This is a genomic window from Dietzia sp. DQ11-71 (assembly GCF_014144995.1).
Classification (GTDB): Bacteria; Actinomycetota; Actinomycetes; order Mycobacteriales; family Mycobacteriaceae; genus Dietzia; species Dietzia kunjamensis.
The window spans coordinates 1-4,520 of the sequence record NZ_JAALDT010000368.1; the positions used below are offsets into that span (position 1 = coordinate 1).

Below are 4,520 nucleotides of genomic sequence, written 5' to 3' on the forward strand. Positions count from 1 at the left end.
AGGCCGCCGTCCCGGGGTTACCGTGATCGCCAGAGCACCCCGCTGGGAGGCGTCGGGGTGACCGGCGGAGGGAGCGGGCCATGACCGGCGGGGGCACGGACGCGGGCGGCACCGACGACCGCAGGATCGTGATGGCACCACACCTGAGGGGTCTGGAGCCGGACCCCGACCGCGGGATGGAGGTCGACCAGAAGTCACCCGGCGAGCTCGACCCCGCGGTGCCGCGGGGCGAGTTCGTCCGCAGCGTGATCGGGACCGTCGCCGGGCTGGCGGCGGCCGTGCTCGTGTACCTGGTCATGCCGGGCGATCTCGAACACAACGCGCGCCTCACCGCGGCGGTCGCCGTGCTCCTGGGCATCTGGTGGATGACCGAGTGCATCCCCATCCCCGCCACCGCGCTGGTGCCGCTCATCGTCTTCCCCGTCCTGGGTGAGGACGTCTCGGTCAACGACGTGGGCGCCGAGTACGGCAACAACATCATCTTCCTGTTCATGGGCGGCTTCCTCATCGCGATCGCCATGCAGCGCTGGAACCTGCACCGGCGGATCGCCCTGCTCACCGTGCGCGCGATGGGTACCCGGTCGACCCGGGTGGTCGCCGGGTTCATGATCGCCACCGCGTTCCTGAGCATGTGGGTGTCCAACACGGCCACGGCGGTGATGATGCTCCCGATCGGGGTGTCGGTGCTGATGCTCGCCTCCGAGCTCGGTGGGAAGGACCGTGCCGGTGGGAACGGCAGCGCCGGTGGGAACGACGACGAGGACGCGATCCCCCGGATGGACTCCTCGTCCGATCCGCGTTCCGAACAGGTGAAGCAGGCCGTGATCCGGTCGAACTTCGGCACCGCGCTGATGCTGGGCATCGCCTACGCGGCGTCGGTCGGCTCGCTGGCGACCATCATCGGCACCCCGCCCAACACCCTCCTCGCCGGCTACCTGGAGGGCGAGCACGACATCGTCCTGGGCTTCGGACGCTGGATGCTGGTCGGACTCCCGCTGGCGGTGGTCATGCTCGTGATCACGTGGTTCCTCCTCACCAAGGTGCTGTTCCGTCCCGAGATCGAGCGGATCCCCGGCGGTCGGGCACTGTTCGACGACGAACTGCGCAGGCTCGGCCCGACCTCGTCGGGCGAACGGCGCGTCCTGGCGGTGTTCGTCGCGGCGGCCGTGGCCTGGGTGGCCGTGCCGCTGGTGTGGGAGGACCCGCCGATCTCGGACGCCGGGATCGCGCTCACTGCCGGACTGCTGCTGTTCCTGCTGCCGGCCGGCACCGAGCGCGGGGTGCGGCTGCTCACCTGGGACGCCGCGCTGGGCCTGCCGTGGGGCGTGCTGCTGCTGTTCGGCGGCGGACTGGCACTGTCCGCACAGTTCTCCGGTTCCGGGCTCACCGGGTGGATCGGCGAGCAGGCGTCGGCGCTCGACGCGCTGCCGACCGTCGCGCTGGTGCTCGTCGCGGCCGCCGGGGTCCTGTTCCTCACCGAGCTGACGAGCAACACCGCCACCGCCGCCACGTTCCTGCCGGTGGCCGGCGGCGTCGCCCTCGGCCTGGACCTGGACCCGATGTTCCTGGCCGTCCCGGTCGCGCTCGCCGCCACCTGCGCCTTCATGCTCCCGGTGGCGACCCCGCCCAACGCGATCGCCTACGGCTCGGGATACGTGACCATCGGGCAGATGATCCGCGGCGGGATCTGGCTCAACCTGATCGGGCTGATCGCCATCACCGCGGTCACCATGACGCTGTTGGTGTGGGTGTTCGGGCTGACCGGCTGATCGTCTGACCGGCGCGCTAGCGTCGGGGGCATGCCCGTCGCACGCGAACCCTCCCGCCGCTCGGCCGTCGAGCCCTTCCACGTCATGAGCGTCCTCGCCGCCGCCGCCCGCCGGCAGGAGACCCACGGCGACGTCATCTCGCTGTGCGCGGGCCAGCCCTCGACCCCGGCCCCCGGCCCGGTACTCGCCGCCGCCCGCCACGCCCTGGACACCGAGATCCTCGGCTACACCGAGGCGCTGGGCATCCGGCCGCTCCGCGAGGCGATCGCGGGGTACCACCGGCGGCGGGACGGGGTGGACGTGACGGCCGACGACGTCGTCGTCACCACCGGGTCCTCCGGCGGCTTCACCGTGCTGTTCCTCGCCGCGTTCGACCCCGGCGACACCGTCGTGATGGCACGCCCCGGCTACCCCGCCTACCGCAACACCCTCCAGGCCCTGGGCTGCCGGGTCCACGAGATCGCCTGCGGCCACGAGACCCGGTACCAACCCACGGTCGCGCAGCTCGAGGCGGTCACGGCGGAACTGGGCCACGCGCCCGCCGGCCTCATCGTGGCGAGCCCGGCGAACCCCACCGGCACGATCATCGACGCGGGCGAACTCGAGGCCCTCGCGCGCTGGTGCGAGGCCCACGGCACGCTGCTCGTCAGCGACGAGATCTACCACGGCGTCACCTACGGCCGGGAGTGCGCGAGCGCGTGGCAGACCAGCCGCGAAGCCGTGGTGATGGGCTCGGTGTCCAAGTACTTTTCCATGACCGGCTGGCGGATCGGCTGGATGCTGTTGCCGGAGTACCTGCGTGACCCCGTGGACCGTCTGATCGGCAACCTCACCATCTGTCCGCCCGCCGATGCCCAGTTCGCCGCCGTCGCCGCGTTCACCGAAGCCGCTGCCGCCGAGCTGGACGGGCACGTCCAGCGGTACGCCCGAAACCGCGACCTGGTCCTGCGCAGACTGGGCGAGCTGGGCGTGGGGGAGATCGCCCCTCCGGACGGCGCCTTCTACGCGTACTTCGACGTCTCACGCTGGACCGACGACTCGGTGGCGTGGTGCGCGGAGGTCCTCGAGCGAACAGGGGTCGCGTTGACGCCGGGCGTCGACTTCGACACCGTCGACGGTGGCCACACCGTCCGGCTGAGCTTCGCCGGCGGCACCGAGGAGATCGCCGAGGCGATGGACCGGCTGGAGGCCGTGCTCGCCCCGTAGGTACCGGCCCCGCGGGCGGCTGTGATGTACGGCCCCCGCCGGCGCCCGCGGAGCGCTACGGTCGGCGCATGGGTTCCGCCGAGATCATCACCGCCATCGTCTACGTCACCCGGCCGTGGCTGCTGGCGCAGGCTCCGCTCACGGTGGAGCAGGTCTACCTCAACGCCCGGGAGATCCTGGCCGGGTCCACCGGCGGCTCGATGATCTCCTGACCGGGCTGCGATACTGGGGGGCGTGACCGCCCAGAGCAGCAAGCCCCGCATCTCCAACGTCCTCGCCTCGCGCTACGCGAGCGCCGACCTGGCCACGCTGTGGTCCGCCGAGCACAAGATCGTGCTCGAGCGGCAGCTGTGGATCGCGGTGCTGCGCGCACAACGCGACCTGGGCATCGACGTCCCCGACGGGGTGATCGAGGCCTACGAGGCGGTGATCGACCGCGTCGACCTCGGCTCGATCGCCGAGCGCGAGCGCGTCACCCGGCACGACGTCAAGGCCCGCATCGAGGAGTTCAACGACCTCGCCGGCCACGAGCACATCCACAAGGGCATGACGAGCCGAGACCTCACCGAGAACGTCGAGCAGCTCCAGGTGGTGCGGTCACTCGAGCTCGTCCGCGACCGCGGCGTCGCCGCGGTCCGGCGTCTGGCCGAGCACGCCGTCGCCCACCGCGACACCGTGATGGCCGGGCGCAGCCACAACGTCGCCGCGCAGGCCACCACGCTGGGCAAGCGTTTCGCCTCCGCGGCCGACGAACTGCTGGTGGCGTTGGAGCGCGTGGAGTCGTTGCTCGAGCGGTACCCCCTGCGCGGCATCAAGGGCCCGATGGGCACGGCGCAGGACATGCTCGACCTCCTCGGTGGCGACGCCGCCAAGCTGGCCGAGCTCGAGGGGCGGATCGCCGAGCATCTCGGCTTCGCCCGCACCTTCGACTCGGTGGGCCAGGTCTACCCGCGGTCGTTGGACCACGAGGTCGTCTCGGCGCTCGTCCAGCTCGGCGCCGGCCCGTCGTCGTTGGCGCAGACCATCCGGCTCATGGCCGGGCACGAGCTGGTCACCGAGGGCTTCCAGCCCGGCCAGGTCGGCTCGTCCGCGATGCCGCACAAGATGAACACCCGCTCCTGCGAGCGCGTGAACGGTCTGCAGGTCGTGCTCCGCGGTTACGGCTCCATGGCCGCCGAACTCGCGGGCGCGCAGTGGAACGAGGGCGACGTCTTCTGCTCCGTGGTGCGTCGTGTCGCGCTGCCGGATGCGTTCTTCGCCCTGGACGGCATGTTCGAGACGTTCCTCACCGTGCTCGACGAGTTCGGCGCCTACCCGGCCGTGATCGACAAGGAGCTCCAGCGCTACCTGCCGTTCCTCGCCACCACGAAGGTCCTCATGGCCGCGGTGCGCGCCGGGGTCGGCCGCGAGGTCGCCCACGAGGCGATCAAGTCCAACGCGGTGGCGGTGGCGCTGGCCATGCGCGAGGAGGGCCGCGAACCCGATCTGCTGGACCGGCTCGCCGCCGACGACCGGCTGCCGCTGGATCGCGCCGCGCTCGAGGAG

General features: G+C 71.6%; 4 protein-coding genes. All 4 read left to right on the forward strand.

The window, feature by feature from the left end:
* Positions 1-80: 80 nt before the first annotated feature.
* A complete protein-coding gene (locus tag G6023_RS12770) occupies positions 81-1,769 on the forward strand; it encodes an SLC13 family permease (RefSeq protein WP_241261260.1) in 1,689 nt (562 codons plus the stop codon).
* A 30-nt stretch (positions 1,770-1,799) separates the two neighbouring features.
* Positions 1,800-2,975, forward strand: a complete 1,176-nt coding sequence (locus tag G6023_RS12775) for an aminotransferase class I/II-fold pyridoxal phosphate-dependent enzyme (RefSeq protein ID WP_132064012.1) — start codon at positions 1,800-1,802, stop codon at positions 2,973-2,975.
* Between the two features lie 68 nt (positions 2,976-3,043).
* Positions 3,044-3,187, forward strand: a complete 144-nt coding sequence (locus G6023_RS12780) for a hypothetical protein (RefSeq protein ID WP_156776009.1) — start codon at positions 3,044-3,046, stop codon at positions 3,185-3,187.
* 22 nt (positions 3,188-3,209) lie between these two features.
* Positions 3,210-4,520 (forward strand): adenylosuccinate lyase (gene purB / locus G6023_RS12785; RefSeq protein ID WP_182635855.1); only part of this gene is annotated, 1,311 nt, incomplete at its 3' end.

Coding starts and splice junctions, on each gene's coding strand:
- G6023_RS12770 (WP_241261260.1), top strand. CDS start 81: ATGACCGGCGGGGGCACGGACGCGGGCGGCACCGACGACCGCAGGATC.
- G6023_RS12775 (WP_132064012.1), top strand. CDS start 1,800: ATGCCCGTCGCACGCGAACCCTCCCGCCGCTCGGCCGTCGAGCCCTTC.
- G6023_RS12780 (WP_156776009.1), top strand. CDS start 3,044: ATGGGTTCCGCCGAGATCATCACCGCCATCGTCTACGTCACCCGGCCG.